This is a genomic window from Herpetosiphon sp. NSE202, assembly GCF_042688385.1.
In the GTDB taxonomy this organism is placed as follows: domain Bacteria; phylum Chloroflexota; class Chloroflexia; order Chloroflexales; family Herpetosiphonaceae; genus Herpetosiphon.
Map to the genome: position 1 here is coordinate 15,021 of NZ_JBHUPY010000009.1, position 18,961 is coordinate 33,981.

21 protein-coding genes are annotated in these 18,961 nt (G+C 51.6%); 3 read left to right on the plus strand and 18 right to left on the minus strand.

Annotated elements, in window-relative coordinates:
* Positions 1 to 6: 6 nt before the first annotated feature.
* A complete protein-coding gene (locus tag ACFMKP_RS11940; protein WP_382292098.1) occupies positions 7 to 1,377 on the minus strand; it encodes an alpha/beta fold hydrolase in 1,371 nt (456 codons plus the stop codon).
* 697 nt (positions 1,378 to 2,074) lie between these two features.
* On the opposite strand from ACFMKP_RS11940, the gene ACFMKP_RS11945 reads away from it, so the two are divergent.
* Both ACFMKP_RS11945 and ACFMKP_RS11950 read left to right on the plus strand, forming a co-directional pair.
* Entirely contained in the window at positions 2,075 to 2,308 is a 234-nt protein-coding gene (locus tag ACFMKP_RS11945; protein WP_204753765.1) for a ferredoxin family protein, read from the plus strand.
* 75 nt (positions 2,309 to 2,383) lie between these two features.
* Positions 2,384 to 3,085, plus strand: coding sequence for an HAD-IA family hydrolase (locus tag ACFMKP_RS11950; RefSeq protein WP_382292100.1), 702 nt, complete (start codon positions 2,384 to 2,386; stop codon positions 3,083 to 3,085).
* A gap of 167 nt (positions 3,086 to 3,252) precedes the next feature.
* Here the strand turns inward: ACFMKP_RS11950 and ACFMKP_RS11955 are convergent, their stop codons facing one another.
* The 6 genes from ACFMKP_RS11955 to ACFMKP_RS11980 form a co-directional block, all read right to left on the minus strand.
* Complete coding sequence (locus ACFMKP_RS11955) at positions 3,253 to 3,498, minus strand: hypothetical protein (RefSeq protein WP_382292102.1); 246 nt, start codon at positions 3,496 to 3,498, stop codon at positions 3,253 to 3,255.
* Positions 3,495 to 3,827, minus strand: coding sequence for a DUF433 domain-containing protein (locus tag ACFMKP_RS11960; protein WP_382292104.1), 333 nt, complete (start codon positions 3,825 to 3,827; stop codon positions 3,495 to 3,497). The genes ACFMKP_RS11955 and ACFMKP_RS11960 overlap by 4 nt, the downstream gene beginning before the upstream one ends.
* An 83-nt stretch (positions 3,828 to 3,910) precedes the next feature.
* Positions 3,911 to 4,717, minus strand: a complete 807-nt coding sequence (locus ACFMKP_RS11965; protein ID WP_382292106.1) for a class I SAM-dependent methyltransferase — start codon at positions 4,715 to 4,717, stop codon at positions 3,911 to 3,913.
* Between the two features lie 10 nt (positions 4,718 to 4,727).
* On the minus strand, positions 4,728 to 5,126 hold the full coding sequence (locus ACFMKP_RS11970; RefSeq protein WP_382292108.1) for a DUF4406 domain-containing protein: 399 nt from the start codon (positions 5,124 to 5,126) through the stop codon (positions 4,728 to 4,730).
* A gap of 48 nt (positions 5,127 to 5,174) precedes the next feature.
* A complete protein-coding gene (locus ACFMKP_RS11975) occupies positions 5,175 to 5,897 on the minus strand; it encodes a hypothetical protein (protein ID WP_382292110.1) in 723 nt (240 codons plus the stop codon).
* 19 nt (positions 5,898 to 5,916) lie between these two features.
* The gene (locus ACFMKP_RS11980; protein WP_382292112.1) at positions 5,917 to 6,471 is read right to left on the minus strand and encodes a GNAT family N-acetyltransferase; all 555 of its coding nucleotides are present in this window, start codon (positions 6,469 to 6,471) and stop codon (positions 5,917 to 5,919) included.
* Between the two features lie 99 nt (positions 6,472 to 6,570).
* Here ACFMKP_RS11980 and ACFMKP_RS11985 point away from each other — a divergent pair, with 99 nt between their 5' ends.
* Positions 6,571 to 7,008 (plus strand): DUF5946 family protein, encoded by a 438-nt coding sequence (locus ACFMKP_RS11985; protein ID WP_382292114.1) that lies wholly within the window; start codon positions 6,571 to 6,573, stop codon positions 7,006 to 7,008.
* On the opposite strand, the gene ACFMKP_RS11990 is transcribed toward ACFMKP_RS11985, so the two are convergent.
* The 11 genes from ACFMKP_RS11990 to hisH form a co-directional block, all read right to left on the minus strand.
* Positions 6,974 to 7,645, minus strand: coding sequence for a ComF family protein (locus ACFMKP_RS11990; RefSeq protein ID WP_382292116.1), 672 nt, complete (start codon positions 7,643 to 7,645; stop codon positions 6,974 to 6,976). The genes ACFMKP_RS11985 and ACFMKP_RS11990 overlap by 35 nt on opposite strands.
* A 49-nt stretch (positions 7,646 to 7,694) precedes the next feature.
* Positions 7,695 to 8,231, minus strand: coding sequence for a hypothetical protein (locus tag ACFMKP_RS11995; protein ID WP_204753758.1), 537 nt, complete (start codon positions 8,229 to 8,231; stop codon positions 7,695 to 7,697).
* Positions 8,232 to 8,239: 8 nt separating this feature from the next.
* The gene (locus ACFMKP_RS12000; protein ID WP_110520411.1) at positions 8,240 to 8,905 is read right to left on the minus strand and encodes an RNA polymerase sigma factor; all 666 of its coding nucleotides are present in this window, start codon (positions 8,903 to 8,905) and stop codon (positions 8,240 to 8,242) included.
* Between the two features lie 311 nt (positions 8,906 to 9,216).
* Positions 9,217 to 10,026, minus strand: coding sequence for a prenyltransferase/squalene oxidase repeat-containing protein (locus ACFMKP_RS12005; protein ID WP_054536760.1), 810 nt, complete (start codon positions 10,024 to 10,026; stop codon positions 9,217 to 9,219).
* 44 nt (positions 10,027 to 10,070) lie between these two features.
* Positions 10,071 to 14,852 carry an Ig-like domain-containing protein gene (locus tag ACFMKP_RS12010; RefSeq protein WP_382292119.1) on the minus strand — a complete coding sequence of 1,594 codons (4,782 nt, stop codon included), beginning with the start codon at positions 14,850 to 14,852 and terminating at the stop codon, positions 10,071 to 10,073.
* 16 nt (positions 14,853 to 14,868) lie between these two features.
* On the minus strand, positions 14,869 to 15,285 hold the full coding sequence (locus ACFMKP_RS12015; protein WP_382292121.1) for a molybdenum cofactor biosynthesis protein MoaE: 417 nt from the start codon (positions 15,283 to 15,285) through the stop codon (positions 14,869 to 14,871).
* Between the two features lies 1 nt (position 15,286).
* Entirely contained in the window at positions 15,287 to 15,526 is a 240-nt protein-coding gene (locus ACFMKP_RS12020) for a MoaD/ThiS family protein (RefSeq protein ID WP_382292123.1), read from the minus strand.
* A complete protein-coding gene (gene hisF / locus ACFMKP_RS12025; protein WP_382292125.1) occupies positions 15,523 to 16,314 on the minus strand; it encodes an imidazole glycerol phosphate synthase subunit HisF in 792 nt (263 codons plus the stop codon). The genes ACFMKP_RS12020 and hisF overlap by 4 nt, the downstream gene beginning before the upstream one ends.
* Before the next feature lie 2 nt (positions 16,315 to 16,316).
* Positions 16,317 to 17,414, minus strand: coding sequence for a hypothetical protein (locus tag ACFMKP_RS12030; RefSeq protein WP_382292127.1), 1,098 nt, complete (start codon positions 17,412 to 17,414; stop codon positions 16,317 to 16,319).
* A 2-nt stretch (positions 17,415 to 17,416) separates the two neighbouring features.
* A complete protein-coding gene (gene hisA, locus ACFMKP_RS12035) occupies positions 17,417 to 18,139 on the minus strand; it encodes a 1-(5-phosphoribosyl)-5-[(5-phosphoribosylamino)methylideneamino]imidazole-4-carboxamide isomerase (protein ID WP_204753751.1) in 723 nt (240 codons plus the stop codon).
* Between the two features lie 90 nt (positions 18,140 to 18,229).
* Positions 18,230 to 18,859, minus strand: a complete 630-nt coding sequence (gene hisH, locus ACFMKP_RS12040) for an imidazole glycerol phosphate synthase subunit HisH (RefSeq protein WP_382292129.1) — start codon at positions 18,857 to 18,859, stop codon at positions 18,230 to 18,232.
* Between the last annotated feature and the right edge of the window lie 102 nt (positions 18,860 to 18,961).

Below are 18,961 nucleotides of genomic sequence, written 5' to 3' on the forward strand. Positions count from 1 at the left end.
TGTTGGTTAGCGATGAACTTCGGCGCGTTGTTCAGCCAGCTGTAATTGCCAATTTTGCACTCGCAGCCGCTGCACCAACGAACGAGCCAAATTCTGCATCAACTTCAAGCCAAGCGAGGCATCATCTTCAAACAAGGCAAACAGATAGCGGCTATCGATCGAAAGCACGGTTGCTCCCGATTTGCCAGCGCGTAAATCGGCGGTGCGGCGACCACCTTTGCCTTGAATTAAGGCCATTTCGCCAGCAATTTGGCCCGCCATCAACACATTAACCCGTCGCGATTCCTCAATACCCAGTTCGTTGCTGATGCGAACTAGGACATCGACTTGGCCATCTTGCACGATAAACAGCTCGTCGCCGCTCGAATCTTCGAGCGCCAGCACATCTTGGGGCGCAAAATGATGTTGATGACACAAGCCAGCCACCCGCATGCGTTGCGCTTCGCTGAGATCTTGGCCCAACTCGGTATTGGAGAGAAACTGCGCAATTTCGCCCACATCAAGGTCGCGTTGTTGCTGTACTTGGGCATTGGGCAGGCTGGGCAAAATTGGCAAGCCCAAAAACGAAGCGATATAGCGCATGGTCGTTTCATATTGCTCAAAATGCGGCCAATGGCCAGCATTCGGAATCAAGCGCAAATCGGCTTCCGTCCATTCGTCGGCAACTGCACCAGCATCGCGCAAGGGCACAGTGTTATCTTCAGCGCCCCAAATAACTTGAGCTGGCGGCTGAATTTGCTTCAGTTTACCGCGCAAATCGCCCATTTTCATAGCTTCGTAACAGGCAGCGCGCACAGCACCTTGGCCAGGCCGACGAGCATCAGCCCGAATCCGATCGTAATCTTGTTGCGAAATTGCGGCGCGTTCGGCAAATAAAATTGGCTTCATCAACTGATTAATATAGCTCAAGGGGGTATTTTCGAGGTAGCTTAATATTTTGCCGCCCAAGCGGGTGCGTTCAAGCAAAATATGCGGAGCCACAAATAAATTAATAAAGGTCGATAAGCGGCCACTGACCACAGGATTGAGCAAAATCAAGCGTTCGACCAACATCGGGTGGCGTAGCGCCAAGGTCATGGCAATTTGGCCGCCCATCGAGTGGCCAAGCACCACCACAGGCCGATCACTTGCCTCTTCGATCAGTTTGGCCATCAAATCTGCATACCATTCAATCGTAATTGGGTGCTTTGGTGCAGGCGAACGTCCATAGCCAGGCAAATCGACCGCCATATACGAATAGCGCGTGCCTAAGGCTTGCAGCAGCGGAGTCCAAGTAAACCACGAGCTTGACCAGCCATGAATTAACAAGGCAACAGGGGCATTGCGACGGTTATCGCGGATATGCAGTTCCTGACCGTCGATCACATAGGTTGACATGGACTACCCTCATTGCAGGACTAATTTCCATAGCGTTATTGTAGCATAGTGAGGCAAGCAACTTCTATAGATACGAGGCTAGTTAGTAGGGATGAAGAGCATAGAACATAGAGTATAGAGCATAGCTGTATTAGTTCATTGCATTGGCAACCATGTTCCCTCACCCCCCAACCCCCTCTCCCACTGAACGCGGGCGAGGGGGAGCACTGGTTTTACCGACGTATTGCGCAAGAACCACGGCGTTAAAGCCCCTCGCCCGCCACGTGGGAGAGGGGTTGGGGTGAGGGGGAGTCGCCGTTAACACAATGAACCATTACAGCTATTGGCTAGCGGAAGCATTAGGGTTTAAAACAGAAATTTGGCATGGCACCGAATCCCAATTTCCAACCCCTAACTACAAAGTGCACGAAGAAAACTATGTGGGAATAGACAAAGCAGAAACAATCCACAAAATAGCTATTTGGGGGTGCAGGGGGCTGAAAAACCCCTGCGTCTCCCGCAGGCGGCGGGACGGAAGGTGGCGAACAAAAATGCGATCATTAGCACCTAATTTAGACTAAAAACCCTGATTTTACCGTCTTTATTAGAATCATTCTCATTATGTGACTAAAGTTACAGAAGCATGGCTAGGAGCTTGCTACACTACATTCAGAAAACAAGTATGAAGTTATCGCCGCAGCGCGAAGGAGAATCAACAATGGCATACGTAATTGCAGAACCATGTATCGGCACCAAAGATTCAGCCTGTGTCAAAGTTTGTCCAGTTGACTGTATCTACGAAGGTGAAGACCAATACTACATCAACCCAGACGAATGTATTGATTGTGGCGCTTGCGAACCAGAATGCCCAGTTAGCGCAATCTTCTCAGGCGACAGCGTGCCAGAACAATGGGCTTCATTCACTCAAAAGAACGTCGATTTCTTCGGTTAGTTCCAAACGTAGCCAATCGAAGCACAGGGACACGGAAATTTCCGTGTCCCTCTTCTTTATTTAGCCGAGGGTGTAATGTTGCGTTTTCCAGTAGTTTGTTTTGATGTTGGCTTTACCTTGCTTGACGAACGGGTTGATGCTCACGATTTAATTGGCGAGGTTTTGCAGGAATTTGGCTTGCAAGCAGAGCCAAGTTTAATTCGCGATGCCCGTCGCGCCACCAATCGTTGGTATCATCAGCGCTATCACTCGCTCGATAATAACGATTGGAGTTCCGATGCCACGATTCGCACGCTCTGGCTCGAATTTTATCAACACTTGTTCGATCAAATCGATCCTAGCCTTGATCATGCTGCGCTTGGCGATCGTTTGATCGCACACTACGAGCAGCCAGAAAATTGGGTTCTCTTTGCCGATGTGCGCGAAACCCTCGATAGCTTGCACGCGCAAGGCATTCGGATTGGCATCGTCTCGGATTGGGCCAGTAGTTTGCGCCCAATTTTGACCTACAATAAACTCTTGCCCTATTTTGATTTTGCGGTGATTTCAGCAGATGCAGGCTATGCCAAACCCATGACCGACCTCTATCAGCTAGCGATAAAACGCGCCGGAGTTGCAGCCGAGCAGATTATTCATATTGGCGATAGTTATTATGCAGATGTCTTGGGAGCGCGTGCGGTTGGCATGCAGGCAGCCTTGATCGATCGTCATAAACGGGTTGCCAAAGCCGATTGCCCAATTCTGCACGATTTGCGCGATTTATTGGCGTTGGTTTAATGTTGGGAAAATCTCGCTCATAATGCTTTGGGCGAGATACCATCTTTCAGTACTCTTTAAAGTGGAATCCACTCGATAACACTATTCCAATCTTCCAAATCTGTACAATACCAAATTTCATACAGCGCGCTCGCAATAATCCGAATTGGAGTTAATGGGCGCACAACTTAAACCCCGCAATGCTGCTGGCCTTGAGCACAAAGCGCTACTGTATGGAGAAAGATACTCGCAGCTTGGGTTACAAACAGTGCTTGTGCTTGTTGGCTCAAGTGTAGAATCTGCTGATCGCTAAGTCCAGCCACAAACTGAGGATGCTCAGCAATGGGCACGATTTCAATCGCCGGGTTCATGAGAAACAAGGCTGGGGTAAAGCGAGCTGAAATATGTTCATCAACCAGATAACGAATGCTCATAGTCGCTGATCATGGCGCGTTGCCACACCTAAGGCCTTTAATTGTTGAATAAATGGCGAACGAGGCTGTGCTTCATGGGCAGCTATCGCCGCTTGAGCAGCGCTTAAATATCGTTCCAGATAGATTTCCATCTGCGCTTGGTTACTAAGATAATACAAAATTGCAGCATAAATTGTTGTTAAAGGTAATGATGGAAACTCCAGTCCAATCATTTCAGGGCTGTATCCATCATGGTAATAGGGCAAAATATGGGCAAGATCAATCCGATGACCACGAATCCGAATTGCACCATCCTCACGAAATTCAAAAAAATCTTCAATATTCATCATTATTTGGCTCCTTTTACCCAATAGACTAGCATTATTGTAATGCGATTTTGGATATTCGACCCTCATTAGAATTTGGTAGTCAGTTAACTTCGGCGTAAACGCAGCACCAAAACTGGGGGAATTTCGCTAAAATTGGCCCACGAAAATGGATGCGTGCTGGGCGTATCTGGCGGAAAGCTTGGCTCTAACAAGCCATCAAGCACAAAGCCTGCGGCAAACGCCACCCCTAGCAAGCTGGCCAGCGAGCGATGAAAAAACCATTGAGCCATTGGTTGGCCAACGACCCCAACGCCTTGATGAGTGGCAGGCGTGAGATAGCTGCCAATTTGAATGTGGGCACGAGTTTCAACCTCGCCCTGTTCATTTTCAAATTGCTCGACAATTTTGCGACTCTGCGGCGCTTGAAAACATGGATGGACGCTTGCCAGCACAAAACGGCCTTGCGGCTTGAGCAATTTGGCTGCTGCTTGAAATAGTGGTTCAAGCGTTGGCAAATCCATCAGCACCATCGTCGAAACCAGTGCATCGAAGCTGGCAACACCCAAGCTGAGCAATTGCTCAGAACTGGTCGCATCGACAACTTGATATTCAAGCGAACTAGCGACGGGATACTGCTTGGCACGTTCGATTAGGCTGGCGCTGGCATCGACTGCTAGCACCGTTGCTCCCAATTCGGTCAAATGGCGCGCAAATAGACCGTTCCCACAACCAACATCAAGCATGTGCTGGCCTGCTTGTAGCTCCAACAATTGCAGCATCGCAGGCCGCACCAATTGCAAATGAAAGCGATTGCCAGCTTGGCCCATCGAGCTATCCCAATATTCGGCGTTGGTTTCCCAAGCAGCATTCGATTGGGCGTTCAATTCAGGCCATTCGGTGTTTGCGCTCATTGCTAGATTCCTAATATTCTTGCGGATCAATCAATTCGCCACAGTTTGGAATATCCTGCAAGCGTGCGAAGGTTTGGCGACCATGGCTTTTTGCCAACTCAACCATTTGATCTGCGCCCTGTGAGGGGCCACCAACCCGCAACACTGCATCGCAACGAATTACCAAGCGCTCAGCAATGGGGTGAAAGATGGCGTTGAACGCTGCATCGCCAATCCGCTTGGAGCCAGCCAAATCGACCATTGGCAAGGCCAGCCACTCGCCAAGCACTGGCAAATGGCCAGCATTGAACAACGGCAACACATACGATTCCATCAGATGCACATTGGCTGCAATTTTAGCCGGATCATCGCCAGTGCCCGAACGATAGGGACCCGCAATCAGAATCATCAACCCAGCTTGATCAGCCATAACCGCATCCTCCAAACAAAATCCCCGTTACTCTAGCACAGCTGTCAACTATTCAGGCTTGCGCACTTCAAGGTTATCAAACTCGCAAACTTGAGTTACATTAGCACCATAAGCGCCGCAAATTACGCCGATAGTTCCCAATTTAAGCGAATCGTCAACCTCAATATCGGTAAGATAGATACCATTAAAAAGCAACGTAATCGTTTTGTCTTTGACAACAACAGCTAAACGATTAAACTCTTTTTGCGAATTTTTGGGTAAAATTGTTAGGGTGATAATTTCTTTCCATTCGGTCTCATTAGTATAGAGCAAGCGATAATGATCTTCAGTAATTTCAAAATAATAAAAATTTGTAGCTTTATTTATCGTGACACTATTATCTATAGCTTGAGATAAAAATAATAGCCCATAAGTATCACGTACTTTCTCAAAAGATTTTGCATCAATACTTGCGTAAAAACCTTTTTCTCTGTCAACAAGATATTCTGCGGCCACTGATGAATAAATTAACGAATCACCTCCTTTCATCTCCATTCGATATAATTCTGGGCCAACATCCATCCTCCCAGTAGCATTATCATATTGAAAAGGCCCAACCATCCATTTATTCCGATTATCGCGAAACGAATCGGTCAAGACCACCGGCCATTGCTGCCATGCTTCTTGCGAACTATTAATTGCGGTTGGAGTAGCACTTGGTTGCACGGTTGCGACACAACCCAACAAGCTAACACATAGCCCACCGATGCTCAGCCAATGCAATAATCTCATAAAACTCTCCTCTCAATGGTTAAACCGACTGTGGAAACGCACCAAGCCATGGGCCTGGCGCTTGGTTTGGCAACTCCACTAGCTCAGTTTTTTGAGCATAGATCGTAAAGCCACGCGCTTGATAATTGGCCAAAGCGGTTGGGCCATCGAGCGTGCAGGTATGCACCCAAACCCGCGAGGTGGTTAATTGCCAGGCCTGTTGAATAACGGCTGTGAGCAACATGCCACCGAAGCCTTGGCCATACCATTGCGCCAATAAGCCAAAATAGCCAATTTGGGCCGAGCCATCAGGCTCTTGCACCAATTCACAATAGCCAATCGGAATCCCGTGATACGTGCCAAGCCAGGTTTGAACCGTCGGCTGGCTGAGATAATCAAGCCATTGCTGATACGACCAGCTAAGCCGATCGAGCCAAAACCACTCGCCACCAACAGCAGTATAGAAAAATCGATTAAGCTCAGGGCTGATGCGCTGAACTTGCGCAAAACAAAAGGCTGGATCTTGGCGCAAGCTTGGTTTAAGCTCGCTCGCGGCCAGCATTTGCAGATAGGTGGTAGTAACGTCGCGCTGCATAGGCAACCATTTCCTCTATTGCTAATCAATCATTTGGCAGATGGTGCTGAATGTGCTGTCGATTATGCTATCGCTTGATTATACCGAACGAGGTGAGCCATGCCAACTAGTGATATGTGCGCCGAATGTGGCGCGCCGCAGGTCGAAGGTTTAAGCTGTTGGGAGCAACTAGGCGGGTTGATTGCGTGGGAATATAACGACCCAGCCTTGCATGCCCAGCATTTTTTGGTGGTGGCCTGCTACAATTTGCAACACCCAGCCCAATTTACCAAGGCAGCGCTGGCAGAATTGTGGGTTGGCTTCAACGATTATCTTTATCATGGGGTAAGTACCGCAACATTACGCCAACAAGCAGCCAAACGCTATGCAGGAGCGACGCGGGTTTTGCGGCCCGAGGCTGAACGCCAACCGCAATTGCAGCGTTGGTCAATGACAATTGCCGATGTCTATCTGCCTGATAAACCTGAGGGTGCGGTCGAGCGACTTTTTCGTTGGGCCAGAATTATTCAGGCCTCTCAAGTGGGGGCGCAGGCTTAACAATCGCTTTGGCCAAGGCCAAGCCTTCAACGACCTTGCTCCCAGCGGCAAGCAAAGCACTGGCACAGGCTTCAAAGGTCGAGCCAGTTGTCAGCACATCGTCAATTAAGAGAATATGGGCTGGCGCAGGCTGTTGGCCATGCCATGCAAACGCGCCAGCGACATTGGTTGCGCGGGCTTGGGCTTGCTGGCCTACTTGATGCTCGGTGGCGCGCACCCGTTTAAGCTCGATGCTGAGCGGCATTTGCCAAGCTTTTGCCAAATTGCGGGCCAATAATTCAGCTTGATTATAGCCCCGCTCACGTTTGCGCACGCCATGGAGCGGCACGGGCATCAGCACAACGTCTTGCCAAGCACAAAATTCAAACAGCAACGGAGCCAAAATCTGGGCTAAGGGGTAGGCATTTTGATATTTAAATGCGTGGATTGCAGCCCGCAAACTGCCCTGAAATGGATAAATGCCCAACGCGCGTTCAAGCGGCGAATCGGCGGCTAAAGGCTGTGGGCGTTGATTGGGAGCGAGAGGGATACATTCGGCGAGGCAGCTTGGGCAAAATTGGGTTCCAGCCTTGCCACAGCTATAACAGCGCGGCGGGTAAACGAGATCAAGCAAGCTATTCCACAAACGGTTGATCATCGTACCCCCAAACCAAACCCGCAAGCCAGACGACTTGCGGGTTGCTTTTTTAGGCGGTTTGTTGCTTATTCGGGAGCGGCATGCGTTCCCAAACTTGCCAAATCAAGATCAAAAGAATAATCCATTGCAGCGGTTGGTGCACCGTGATCAGTGCTGCCACAACCGAGCGTGATGATGGAATGTGGCGATAGAGCCAATCGATTGCGACCCCGGGCCATGTGCTTGCGCTCGCCAGCCATTGTTCTAGGCCAACGGCCCCAGCCAAGAGAAACAAGCCATAGACCAGCAAACCGATTGCCAAAATGCTTGCAACCCCACTTAAGCCAACAAAGGCGCGGCGTTGCAACTTCCAATGTTTGCTGCGCACCATCAATGGTGGCATCAAGCCAGGGACCAAGGCCAGAAGCTTGGCCGTCAGATCATCAGGAACCGATGTGATCATCGCTGAGCGCACAACCGTATCGAAGGCTTCAGCACGCCGTGCGCGGGTAGCACAGCTTTCACATGTATCAAGATGGTCTGTTAGTTGTGGATCTAGCGCTTCTTCGCGCAGATCATAATTGGTTCGATGTTCACAACGCTTCATGACACACCTCAGCGCCATCCTAGGGCAAATGCAAAGCGACCACGGTTTGGCCGTTCATCGGCAACAGGCTCGCGCTTTGCGGGCAAGAGTGCTTCCGATTGATTGGCGGCTAAGAGCAAAGCGAGGCGCTCTTTACCACGACGAATATAGCTTTTGACTGTATTCAGTGGTACTTCTAAAATTTCTGCAATATCATTGTACCGCAAATCGTCAAAATAGTAGAGGGTTAATGCCAAGCGATAATGATCTTCAAGCTTATCTAAAGCTTGGGAAACTTCGGCCCGCAATTCGTGGTTTGAGGCCACTTCTTGGGGGTCGGCCCAACGATTATCATCGGCAATGCTCGATAATGGATCGACGGTTTCGCCATCGTCATCGGTCATGGCTGGCATCTCTGGGGCACGCCGACCGCGCTTGCGCAACTCGTCACGCCCGAGGTTGATAACCAAACGATAGAGCCATGTTGTAAACCGACTTTCGCCATTATACTGGCCGATTACCCGCAACAGCTTGATACAAGCATCTTGGGTTAGGTCAGCGGCATCTTCGGGCTGGCGCATCACGCTCATGGCGATGTTGTAAATATAATGTTGTTGGCTAACAATCAATGCTCCCATTGCTTCGGGATCATTGCGTTGAGCGCGATTGAGAATTTCAGCAGTTGGTTCGGCCACAGTTACAACTCCTTGCCATCAGCGTGGCTTCTATTGCTTCAGACGCTGACCCGCAAAAAATAGTTGCAGCAATTGCAGCGATTGATCACTATTCTGCCAAAATTGCAAAAATTGCAAAATGATCTTTCGATCTGTCAGCGCTAGTCCTTTTGGCCGATCACAGTATTCCCTCGCCCCCCAGACCCCTCTCCCACTGAACGCGGGCGAGGGGGAGCAGCCGTTTGTACCGACAAATTGCGCCAGAACAACCATGTTAAAGCCCCTCGCCCGCAGCGTGGGAGAGGGGTTGGGGTGAGGGAACTTGGCGAGTTTTAACGTAAGCCGAAGCGCCGCACGATCCGCACAATCCATGCGGTCAGTAATGGGTCGGGCAGGCCATCTTCGTTGAGCCATGCGCCATTTGGTTGTTGCAGGTTGCGCAAAACGTTGATTGCCTGCGTAACTGCGCGCGTCATACGGGGAATGCGGGCAATTCCAGCGGCATTCAACATCACGGCAAGGCTTGGTGCATCCCAATCGTTGGAAATAAGATCGCCTAAGCCGCCCAACATGCGCTTAACTGGCCGACTTTCGCGATGGCCCAACAAGACTGCGGCCAACATCGCCCAACCAGTTGCTTCAACCCGAAAGCCCGGCAATAAGCCATTATTGGCAATTTGGCCAAGCAACCACGTATTGGCTTTATCGGCAGCCACATTCACCTCTGGGTTATCCAACAAGGCGAGGCTGGCAGAACAAACAGCGGTGGTAAAGATCAACGCTGCATCCGACTCGCTATCCATCCACAAGGGTGGGCTATACATGGCCAAATTGCTGCTTTCGCGCCACCAACCGCGCGGCGATTGGGCATCGAGGATAAAGCGACTGGCAGCAACAACCGCTGGATGGTCGCTAGCCTCAAGTTCAACAAAATGGCGAATAATGTTGCAGCTATCGTTGAGCGTGCTCGGTCGCCCTGCAACGCCATTCAGCGGAAAACCGCCATCGTCGTTTTGCAAGGCCGCTAATTGATCAAGTAATTCTTCATCGGCGGGCGTGGCCTCAAGCATGTGGGTTATTTTGGCTTGGGCTAAAACATTACCCGATTGTTCAATCCATTGAATTGCTTCTGGAATACGCATTGCTGTGCCTTAATTCTGAAAATAAAGATAGCGCTATTGTACCATCAGCGAATACGCACTGGCGGCGCAGTTTGCGCAAGCTCTAGCGTTTGGCCAGCGCTCGTCAATTGGGCGGCAGGCCAAGTAAATTGGCCAGTTTGGCGCGCAACCCCCAACAGCTGAATAGGATAAATGCCAGCCCGTAACTGTGGCGCACTGAATTGCCCATCATGCCAGATTAAGCCTGGCGCTGCGCCCAATTGCCACGTCACCCCGTTGGGTGCAGCTAAGCGCAGTTGCAACAACTCGACATCGCGTTCAAGCACCAAATAGCCTTGCCAAAGCCATTGCTGGCCATACACCAACTGCTCAATTGGCGTGGCGTGCAGCAATTGGGCTTGGGGTGCAGGAGTTTGCCAACTGGCTTGGCTGGCCAACAAAATCGGCCCATTTGGCTCGATCTGGAGGTTTAATTGGTTGGTAATTGGCAAGCTCAGGCGCGTAGCCTGAGCATAACCATCCAAGCCTGCTTGATTCAAGCCAAACGCATAGCTAGCGCGGGTCGGAAAATCCTGTTGGCTAAGCTGAAAAACCGCAATGCTACTCGGCAAATCTTCCCAGGTTGTGCCATTCCAGCCCTCAGCAAGCAGGCTCAGCACCTGCGCTCGCAACGCCGAGCTTGGCTGGCTACGCTCAAAAATCATGCCAATCATGGCTGCTTGACGGGTGCGGCTCATCCAAGGACTTGGCTCCAATGGTTGATTCAGCATTTGGCGCACTTCAGCCAAATATTGATCAGCTTGGGGTGAATCGAGCAAAACTAAGGCATAGATCAGGCGCAAGCGTTGGGGCGCAGTCAGTTGGTTATTTTTGAGCAAAGTGGTTATTTGGGCTTCGACCGTTTTGTTGCTTTGGGCCAAGGCCAGCAACATTTCGCTACGCAAATCGGGATCAAGCGGGCTCGCTAAGGCCAGCCAACGAGTTGCCTGATCGATCAGTTGGCTAAGCTTGGGCGAGCGTTGTTCGCTGGCGATTAGCTGCACAATCAAGGCGGTTAATTGAACATCGCCACTTTGGCCATCCCAACTCCAACTGCCATTGGCTAGTTGCTGCTGGGCCAATTGCGCAATCGCTGCGTTGGCGGGCTGCGTAGCATAGCGCGCCATGGCAATTTGTCCGGCCAAACTCAGTGGATCAGAGCCATTGAACTGGCTGGGCAAGGCTTGGGTTGCTTGGGCCAAACTAGCAATCGCCAGCTCGATTGAGGCAGTTTGGTTGGTGGTTGGCACTTGCCACGTAATATCGGTTGGCTCAGTGATCAAGCGACTTTGCTGCAACAACACTTGGCTTGGCGGCTCAATTACCAAACTTTTGGTGATGATTTGAGTTTGTTGATTGACTTCAAAGGTCGCGGTCAGGGTGGTTGTGCCCAATTTGCTGGCAATGAGTCCTTGGGTCGTGGTATAAATGCGGCTGCTATTACCAGTTGTTGGCTCAGCCAGCGCCGTAAATTGGGCTTGATCATAATTAAGCGCGATGCTTGGAATTCCGCCGCGCGTTGCCAGCAAATTCAAGCGGGCAGTGACACTTAATTGATCGCCTAGCAGCAACCGCTCAGGCAGCAGCAATTGGGCAGCAATCGGCGGGCTTGTGCCAAAAACAGTTGTGGCTGCGGCGCTGCTCAGGCCATCACTGGCTAAGGCCTCAATCTGGCATGCATCAAAACCCGTCAAATCGAGCAAAGCTTGACCATTGCTCGCAGTGCGAAGCAGGCGATGCTGGCTGGTTAGGCTGGTGGTGAAGCTTGATTGAAAACTCAAGCCAACCATACTGGCGACTGGCTGACCAGCGCGTTGCGTAGCTAGCACCAATTGCGAGCCACTGACAACCATTGTCAACTCAAGCGGGGCAACGCTTTGGAAGGGAATTTGGCTGCTGCTGCTGCGTAGTTGTTGGCCATCAAGCCAAGCCAAGGCAACATCTAATTGCTGGGTATTGCTCAAACTGGGTGAAATTGCGATGCGCTGGCCTGCGACCCACGGCTGAAGCTGCTGGCGAATGGTGCTGCCTTCAAACCAACTCACAAGCACGCTGGTTGCAGTTTGATTGGTCAGCGGCGCGAGATCTAAATCGGTCGCGGCAACTAAGCTGCTTTGGCTGCGGCCAATCGGCTGTTCGCTGGCTGCGCCAAGCACCCATAATGGCACTTCCACGCTTGCAGCATCTGGGCTACTTGCCCGAATCAGCCATTGGCCAGACCGCAAACCAGTTGAGCGCCAAATCGCCTCGCCAGCAGCGTTGGTACGCAAGCTTTGAGTGCTCGAAGTCGCACCAGTCACTTCGATTTGGAGATTGCGATTGGCCAACGCCATGCCTTGTTGATCACGCAATTGGAAGCTGATGCTGGCTGCTTGATTCTGGTTGAGCAATTGTTGGCTGGTGCTGGCTTGTAAATCGGCAGCATAACGAATGTGCAGATAGTGATAGCTGGTTTGCGCGCCAAGCTGAATTGCCAACACATAATCACCAAGCAAGGCTTGGCTGCGTTGATAATCGAATTGGGCAATCCCAGCGGCGTTGCTTTGCCAAACTCCCGCCGAAATTTGACGATTATTTTGATCGAGCAAGCGCCACGAACCCTGTTGATGCGGCAGCGCGCTGATAATTTCAGCAGGCACAATCGCGTTGGTTGCCTGAAATTCGGGCAAAATAACCTGATAGCTAGGCGCAGGATCGTTGACTACAAAGGTTTGGCTGGCCAACACCTGATTGGCGTAGCGCAGCCGAACCTGATACAAGCCAGGTGGGACTTCGGCAGCAAGCTGCACTTGGCGCAGCCACAGGGTTTGGGTCAAGTTAAAGGTTTGCTCGGGCGCAATCGCTTGGCCACTCAGATCGAGCACTGCGAGGGTCAAACTTGGCGTGGTTGCCAATCCAGCAGCAAATTGGCTGCTACCAATAATCGTTAATTGTTGGTTGGCTTGATAATTATGGCGTTCGAGCATCAGTTGGCTGCTCAAACTTGGCGCTTGGCGCTGTGGCTGAATAATTGTTTCGGCCACAATCGGCGCTTGTTGCGCGCCCCCTAGCAAGACCAAGCGCCCACTGCTGGCGCGAATTGGTGTTTGCCAAAGCCCTTGCTGATCGCTTGCCCCCGTAGCTAGTTGGCTCGCTCCAGCCAGAATGCTTAAATTTTCGACGGCGGCTGGCTGGCGATTCGCCAAATCAACAACCCAGGCTTGGGCTTGCTCGGCGCTGGCCAACAGTTGCGCGCGGTAGGGAGTCCAAATTAAAACGTGTTGCACAAGCTCTGCATTGGGAGCTTGAATTTGCAACAATAACGCACCTTGGGTTGGCGTGATGGTTAATGTTCGATCAGGCGCAGCGCCAATTTGCCATTGCTGTTGCGGTTGCAGATTATAGCGCTGTGGATTGAGCGGCGTTTGCGGTTGTTGCAAAGCTGCTGCCAATACCGCCCGATCCATTGGATACAAGGTGGCGGTGAGGCGACTGGTTTCGCGGCCATTCAAGCGCAATTCGGCCTGCGTTGCGGGCAACAACAACGAATAGCTAGCGCCTTCGATTTGCAACGGCTGGGCTTGGGTTTGGGTGCGAAAATTCAGCGGCGCAGAGCCAGCCAAGGTCAGCGTATAACTTGTGCTTGGTTGCCAAGCGGCGCTAATCAAGGCTTGTTGATTGACGATACTAATCGCCAAATCGGCCACTTCAGGCTCGATAAATAATTGAGCAGCAATCTGCTCGCGCTCAGGCGTTTGGTTAAACAAGAGGCGTAACGAATCGGCAAGCGCCAAACTACCGCCGCGCCCAGGCACCGAGCCAATCAGTTGCAGCTTGGATTGTACCTGCCACACTTGGCTGATTGGCTGGCTCAGTTGGAGGCTGGTAGTCACGGTTTGGCCTGCTGGCCAAGCCACAGCTGGCCTAGAAAGCAAGACAGTTTGCGGCAACGGCTCTGCTCGATACTGCACGTGCCATGTTGTGCTCAGAGCTGGCGTGAATTGAATCCGATCAATTAATTGCTGGCTTGTGGCTGAATCAAGCAAGCCTTCAAAAGCCCACTCCAACGCTTGATTGGCTTCAATATTTTGCGTCGTTGGTGGCGAGATCAGGCTTGGCTCGCTAACGTTGAGTTGCCATTCGCTGGTTTGCACCGGAATTCCCAGCAAATCGTTGAGATTGTGCAAGCTTAGTTGATAGCGCTGGCCAAGCTGCCATTCTGCCTGCACCAACACGCTACGATCATCAAGCCAGCGCACTTGGCGCGCAACGTTTGGCTCGATGTTTAATTCAGCTAAATCGCGCTGGGCTTGGCTGGAGTAGTCAATCATCGCTCGATTGAAACGCAGCAAGATGGGCATATTTGGGGCGATTGTGGCATTGGGTAAGGGCGAGCGAAAGACCAACAATGGCGCTGGGGCAGCGGCAAACTGGGTTGTAACCGTGGTTGGTAAACTTTGGCGCAACATCGATTGCGCGCTTGGCCGCAATTGAACAGTGACGGTTGTGCCAGGAGTCCAGCCAAATTCTGGCTGCCAGCGTGCTCGGGTGCGACCTTCCCACAGCCAACGGCCCCGCACTGGCGGCGTAATTACGAGTGCGGATTCAACGCTCGATCGATCCATCGGCAGGTTGAAATTAAATTCCAAGGCCGTGGCTGGCGGCAATTCACGGCTACCAGCCAACGGCGTTAAGCGCAGAACAGTTGGTTGCGGCACCCAACCAGCGATACTCGCCACAATCACGCCAAGCAGCGCCGTGCCCAACAAGGTTAGTATTGTGAGCAACCAACGCCACCACCATCGTGCGAGTTTTTCGAGCAATCGCATAGTTCACCTTAGTGCTTCAACGCTGACCCACCCATTCTTGCGAACCATCGGCCCAGTGTTCACATTTCCAAATTGGCACCACCAATTTGATTTGATCCATCAGCCAAGCCACCGCAGCAAATGCTGCGCCACGATGAGCTGAGCCAATCGCAATCAGCACCGCTGTTTCGCCAATCTGCAACTTGCCAACCCGATGATGGATTGCCACTTTGCCGATGCCAAACTGGGCTTGGGCTTGTTGGCCCAACAAGGCTAATTGCTGTTCGGCCATTTCGGGATAGGCTTCGTACTCCAAAAAGGCGGTGGCACGCCCGCCAAAATTGTTGCGCGCCACGCCTTCAAACAGCACAATCGCGCCATGCCCAGCATCGGCGACCAAGGCCCGCAACGGCTCGGCTTGCAACACGATTTCGGTTACCAAAAATGCTTGCACCTTAGCCTCCACTAACTGGCGGAATCAAGGCCAATTCATCGTTGGGCTTCAGGGTTGCCTCAAGTGTTACATACTGGCGATTGATCGCATAGGCCAAGCCAGTCAAGGGCAAGTTGGGATGCAGCTCGGCCAACTGTTGCAGCACCGTGCCAACCGTGGCATTTTCAGCCAAATCCAAGCTTAAGCTGCTTTGGTTGAGCGCTTCGCGCAAGCCAGCAAAAAAACGAATCGTGATCATCATACTGGCCTCGGGGTGCGGCGCATCGGAATTCCTTGGGCCGCCAGATATTCCTTGACCGCCTCAACAGTATAGGTGCCAAAGTGAAAGATAGAGGCTGCCAGCACTGCATCTGCTTGGCCTTCGTGCAGCGCAGCCAGCAAATGTTCGGGCTTGCCAGCGCCACCAGAGGCAATTACTGGCACGCCAACTTGAGCACTAATCGCCGCTAGCAATTCGTTATCGTAGCCAGCGCCAGTGCCATCAGCATCCATGCTGTTGATCACCAACTCGCCTGCGCCCAAATCGACCACTCGTTTGGCCCATTCAATTGCATCCAAGCCTGTTGGCCGTGGATCGCGGCCAGTATGAGTGAACACATTCCATTGGCTGGGCTGGCCTGGCTCGTTGATCCGCCGAGCATCCATTGAAAGCACAATGCACTGCGAGCCAAAACGTTTGGCTCCATCTTCAATTAATTGCGGGTTGAGCACAGCAGCGGTATTAATCGAAACTTTATCAGCGCCAGCCCGCAGCATGCGATACATATCATCGACCGTGCGAATGCCGCCACCAACGGTCAAGGGAATAAACACTTGGCGTGCAACCTGCTCGACGACTTCGACCATAATATTGCGCTCATCGGACGAGGCGGTAATATCGTAAAACACCAATTCATCAGCACCCGATTCGTTGTAGAAGGCCGCCAATTGCACTGGGTCGCCAGCATCGCGATGGTTGAGAAAGCTAATGCCTTTGACCACGCGGCCAGCCTTCACATCCAAACAGGGAATAATTCGACGGGTCAACATGCTTAAATCTCGCTTCCGCGTTCCAAGATTTCGCTTTGGGCAATTTGCAAACGGCCTTGAATCGCCGAAACAACATCGCTGAGCGCTTGCACTTCGCGCCGTTCCAAATCTTGCATGCGGCTCAAGTTGGCAATTTGCACATCTTCAAGCCGATTTTGGGTGCGGCTGAGCTTCGATTCGTACTCATGACACCAAGTATCAATCCGCTCCAACGAACCCATAATTTGGCGCAGATGAATTTCATCAACCGAACGCAATTCATCAAGCTGCTCGTTATGTTGACCACGCAACTCTTCCAAGCGCTCTTGGTTCATCAAGAAGCGTTCGGTGCTGACGCGCTCGATGCGCTTAATTTCGGCAATCATATCGGGCAATTGGGCGCGTACAACCTCAATTTGCTCAGGCAGCGGCTCAATTTGCGCTTCGACACCTTTTTGCAAATCCTCAAGCCGCTCGAAGCGCGAACGCAACTCGCGAATCCCTTCGCCAATGTCGATCACCATCTGTTGGGTTTCGACTGCTTGGCGACGCATTTGTTGCTTTTCGATCTGCACATCTTCGCTGAGTTTGCGCATATCTTGCACAGTTTCGGCATCGACAGCGCGCAACTGTTCAAGCTGGCCACCGAGCGAGCGATACTGATCGTTTTGCTCGCGGATGCGGGCTTCAAAATCGCTCATGCGTTGTTCGAGCAATTCAATGCGCGCAAACCAGCTTTGTGATGTTTGCAAATCTTGTTTGCGATGTTCTTGCTGTTGGGCCAACGAAAGCTGAATATCGCGAATTGGCTTAACTCCATCGTCCATACGCACGGTACTATTGGCAATTTCCTTGCGCAAGGTGGTTAATTCACGCCGATAGCTTTCGAGGGTTTGGGCTTGCTCTTGGGCTTGGCGCTCGATCATGCCTTGCAATTGGGCAACCACCGCTTCAGATTTGCGCGATTGCTCGGTTGACCAAGCGTATTTGCCATTTACGTCTTTGATTTGACGACGCAATTCATCGATTTGATTCTGTAAATAGAGCAATTGCGATTGCTCTTGGGCGCGTAAACGCTCCTCTTCATAGCGAGCGGTAATATCTTGTTTCGATGATGACACGTTTAGCCTCCGTGTTCAATCGTTTGAATTGCCGAGGCCAAATCGATATGGCCTGTATAAAGTGCCGTGCCGATAATTGCCCCGCTAATGCCAAGCTCAGCCAAGCGCGCCAAATGTTCAACGCGAGCAATGCCGCCAGAAGCCACAATTGCTGGGCCAGCGGGCGTTACCAACGCGGCAGTTTGCGCGTAATTTGGTTCGCTCAAGGTGCCATCACGGCTAATATCAGTATAGATGATCCGCGCAACTCCGAGTTGGGCCATTTGTTCGGCTAGCTCGGTGGCGCGCTGGCGGCTGCTTGCCAGCCAACCTTCGGTCGCAACCACGCCATTGCGGGCATCGATGCCAATTGTAATTGCCTTGCCATATTGGCCAACCAATTCGGCGACCAATTCTGGGTTGCGCACCGCGACTGTGCCCAAAATCACATCGCTTATGCCAAGCTCAAAGGCCGCCGCAACGCTGGCTGCATCGCGCAAGCCGCCGCCAAGCTGCACTGGCACACCAACCGCTTTGGTAATTGCGGCAATCGTGCTTGTTTGGGTTGGGCGGCCAGCCTTGGCTCCATCAAGATCGACAATATGAATCCGGCTTGCGCCTGCTGCTTCCCATTGTTGCGCGACCGCCACCGGATCGTCGCCATAAACTGTTGTTTGCTCAAAATCACCTTGCACGAGGCGCACACAGCGGCCATCGCGCAAATCGATTGCTGGTATAAGTTGCATAGTGCTCCTAAAGTAGGGGCCAGGGGTTGGGGATAAGGGATCAGGAACCCCTGCCATAGTATTATTTCACTGACTTAACCATACGTATCTTTAATACTGTGCTGATCCCTGACCCCTGACTACTGCCCCCTGCACCCAATTCCCCAATAATTTGAGACCCCATTGGCCGCTTTTTTCGGGGTGGAATTGCACGGCAGTAATATTATCGCGGGCAATCGCCGCTGGAAAATTCAGCCCATACTCGGTTCGACCAGAAACTAAAGTAGGGTCATTGGTTGCCAAGTAGTAGGAATGCACAAAATAGAATTCAGCACCGTTGGGAATGCCATCCCACAAGGCGCTGCCATCGTGTTGGACGCTATTCCAGCCAATTTGCGGCACTTTCAAGCCTTGGTCGAAACGGCGAATCGTGCCTGGCACTAAGCCAAGACAATCGTGCAAACCAAATTCTTCGCTTTGCTCAGCCAGCACTTGCATGCCAACACAAATACCCAAAAATGGCGTGCCCCGAGCTATTACCGCGCGAATCGCCGCATCCATGCCCATTTCGCGCAACGAGCGCATAGTATCGGCGGTTGCGCCAACCCCGGGCAACACAACAGCATCAGCTGCCAACACCGCCGCAGGATCGGTCACAACATCGATCGGAGCTTGCACATATTCCAAGGCGCGCACAGCGTTTGGCAAATTGCCAGCTCCATAATTTATCACTGCAATCATTGATTGTCCTTGTATGGTTAGGGATCAGAGGTCAGGGGCAAGGGGCCAGTTTTAATCGCTTGAGCTATAAATCCTTTAGAGCATTGCATGAATAATTTGCTG

Coding starts and splice junctions, on each gene's coding strand:
- ACFMKP_RS12005 (WP_054536760.1), bottom strand. CDS start 10,026: ATGCGTATTCCAGAAGCAATTCAATGGATTGAACAATCGGGTAATGTT.
- ACFMKP_RS11975 (WP_382292110.1), bottom strand. CDS start 5,897: ATGAGATTATTGCATTGGCTGAGCATCGGTGGGCTATGTGTTAGCTTG.
- ACFMKP_RS11940 (WP_382292098.1), bottom strand. CDS start 1,377: ATGTCAACCTATGTGATCGACGGTCAGGAACTGCATATCCGCGATAAC.
- ACFMKP_RS11955 (WP_382292102.1), bottom strand. CDS start 3,498: ATGAGCATTCGTTATCTGGTTGATGAACATATTTCAGCTCGCTTTACC.
- ACFMKP_RS11990 (WP_382292116.1), bottom strand. CDS start 7,645: ATGATCAACCGTTTGTGGAATAGCTTGCTTGATCTCGTTTACCCGCCG.
- ACFMKP_RS11960 (WP_382292104.1), bottom strand. CDS start 3,827: ATGATGAATATTGAAGATTTTTTTGAATTTCGTGAGGATGGTGCAATT.
- hisA (WP_204753751.1), bottom strand. CDS start 18,139: ATGCAACTTATACCAGCAATCGATTTGCGCGATGGCCGCTGTGTGCGC.
- hisF (WP_382292125.1), bottom strand. CDS start 16,314: ATGTTGACCCGTCGAATTATTCCCTGTTTGGATGTGAAGGCTGGCCGC.
- ACFMKP_RS12020 (WP_382292123.1), bottom strand. CDS start 15,526: ATGATGATCACGATTCGTTTTTTTGCTGGCTTGCGCGAAGCGCTCAAC.
- ACFMKP_RS11995 (WP_204753758.1), bottom strand. CDS start 8,231: ATGAAGCGTTGTGAACATCGAACCAATTATGATCTGCGCGAAGAAGCG.
- ACFMKP_RS11980 (WP_382292112.1), bottom strand. CDS start 6,471: ATGCAGCGCGACGTTACTACCACCTATCTGCAAATGCTGGCCGCGAGC.
- ACFMKP_RS11970 (WP_382292108.1), bottom strand. CDS start 5,126: ATGGCTGATCAAGCTGGGTTGATGATTCTGATTGCGGGTCCCTATCGT.
- ACFMKP_RS11950 (WP_382292100.1), top strand. CDS start 2,384: ATGTTGCGTTTTCCAGTAGTTTGTTTTGATGTTGGCTTTACCTTGCTT.
- ACFMKP_RS11945 (WP_204753765.1), top strand. CDS start 2,075: ATGGCATACGTAATTGCAGAACCATGTATCGGCACCAAAGATTCAGCC.
- ACFMKP_RS11985 (WP_382292114.1), top strand. CDS start 6,571: ATGCCAACTAGTGATATGTGCGCCGAATGTGGCGCGCCGCAGGTCGAA.
- ACFMKP_RS11965 (WP_382292106.1), bottom strand. CDS start 4,717: ATGAGCGCAAACACCGAATGGCCTGAATTGAACGCCCAATCGAATGCT.
- ACFMKP_RS12010 (WP_382292119.1), bottom strand. CDS start 14,852: ATGCGATTGCTCGAAAAACTCGCACGATGGTGGTGGCGTTGGTTGCTC.
- hisH (WP_382292129.1), bottom strand. CDS start 18,859: ATGATTGCAGTGATAAATTATGGAGCTGGCAATTTGCCAAACGCTGTG.